This window comes from Oscillibacter sp. KLE 1745 (assembly GCF_000469445.2).
Taxonomy (GTDB): Bacteria; Bacillota; Clostridia; order Oscillospirales; family Oscillospiraceae; genus Oscillibacter; species Oscillibacter welbionis.
Genome location: NZ_KI271768.1, coordinates 8,502 through 10,271, shown reverse-complemented (window position 1 = coordinate 10,271; position 1,770 = coordinate 8,502). Strand labels below are relative to the sequence as shown.

At 63.9% G+C, this 1,770-nt stretch carries 2 protein-coding genes; both read left to right on the top strand.

The genetic code is table 11. From position 1 onward, the window contains the following. The first annotated feature begins 67 nt into the window (after positions 1–67). Positions 68–1,435, top strand: coding sequence for a penicillin-binding transpeptidase domain-containing protein (locus HMPREF1546_RS16040; protein ID WP_021748573.1), 1,368 nt, complete (start codon positions 68–70; stop codon positions 1,433–1,435). 18 nt (positions 1,436–1,453) lie between these two features. Next, a complete protein-coding gene (locus HMPREF1546_RS16035; protein WP_021748572.1) occupies positions 1,454–1,756 on the top strand; it encodes a hypothetical protein in 303 nt (100 codons plus the stop codon). Positions 1,757–1,770: the final 14 nt, after the last annotated feature.

Here is a 1,770-nt window from a genome sequence, read left to right as displayed (position 1 = left end):
ACCCAGGCGGCCCGCCGGCGGGTGGAGCCGATAGGGGACCCCTTCGGCACGGAAAAGGAGGAACGCCATGAAGAAAATTGAGCGGCGGGCCTTTGTCTGTCTGGCGCTGGCGCTGCTGCTGGCGGCGGGCCTGGGATTCTTCCTGGTGAAATACTTCCTGGACGGCGGCAGCTGGGCGTCCTCCGCCTTCAACCGCCACCTGTACAACAGCAGCGGCCAGCTTGCCAGCGGCACGGTGCTGGACCGGGACGGGGACGTGCTCTCCGAGGTGGTGGACGGACAGCGCACCTATTACGACAATGCCACCGTCCGCAAGGCCACTCTCCATGCGGTGGGGGACCTGCAGGGCAATATCGGCACCGGGGCCCTGAACGCCTTTGCCGACAAGCTGACCGGGTACAGCCTGCTGAACGGCGCCTTCGGCGCCCAGCGGGGGAACGATCTGTATCTGACCATTGACGCCCGGTATAACTATACCGCCTATGAGGCGCTTGGCGGCAAGTCCGGCACCGTGGCGGTCTACAACTACGAAACCGGAGAGATTCTGTGTATGGTCTCAGCCCCCAGCTACGACCCCCTGAACGTGCCGGAGGACATCACCACCAACGACCGGTACAAGGGCGCCTATCTGAACCGTTTCCTATCCTCTACTTTCACGCCGGGATCCGTGTACAAGACCGTGACCCTGGCGGCGGCTCTGGAGGATATCCCAGACCTGGCGGATCGGACCTGGACCTGCTCCGGCAGCGTCCAGATGGGGGACGAGACCATCATCTGCTCCGGCACCCACGGGGAGCAGGACATCGCCTCCGCCTTCGCCAACAGCTGCAACGTGGCCTTCGCCCAGATCGCCCAGGAGCTGGGGCCGGGCACTCTGGAGAAGTACACGGAGCAGGCGGGCCTGACCGGCAGCTATTCCATTAGCGGCCTGCCTACGGCAAAGGGCTCCTTTGACTTTGACAACATCACCGACGGTCAGCTGGGCTGGGCCGGCGTGGGACAGTACCACGACCAGGTGAACCCGGCGGCGCTGATGATCTACATGGGCGCCATCGCAAACGGCGGCAAGGCGGCGGAGCCGTATCTGATCCTCCGGACCGAGAGCGCCCTGGGTCTGCCGTCCCTGCCCCACTTCACCACCAGGACCGGCACGCTGATTTCTGCCGATACGGCGGCTGCGCTGGCGGACCTGATGGCCAACAACGTGACCCAGTCTTACGGCGCCAGCCGCTTTCCCAATATGGACATCTGCGCCAAGTCTGGCACCGCTGAGGTGGGGGAGGGCCAGACGCCCCACGCCTGGTTCACCGGCTTCCTCCGGGGGGAGGAGACGCCTTACGCCTTTGTGGTGCTGGTGGAGAACGGCGGCGGCGGGTCCTCTGTGGCGGGCGGCGTGGCCGCCAAGGTTCTGGATGTCATCGTCAACGGATATTGATACGAAAGCGGGAGCAAGATGAACGACAAGAGAAAGGGTCTGCTGTTTCAGACCAAGAAACAGATGAACAACGGAGCTATCGCCACGGGGTTGGGATTCGTGCTGTACCTGGCCCTGCTGGCGATGGGGCTGGAGCTGCCGGCGGACTTGGTGGCCGTTGCCTTCGGCGTGGTGGGAATTTTCAACTCCTTCTCCGTGCTGGAGGGGCGGCGCAAGGACAAGGAGAATATCTCCTACAATCTGCTGTGGGGACAGCTGGCGCTGACCATCTTCCTGGTGGCCTGCGCGGTGCTGGCCGTCAAGCAACGGCTAGGGCTGTAAAAGGAAAAGCGGCG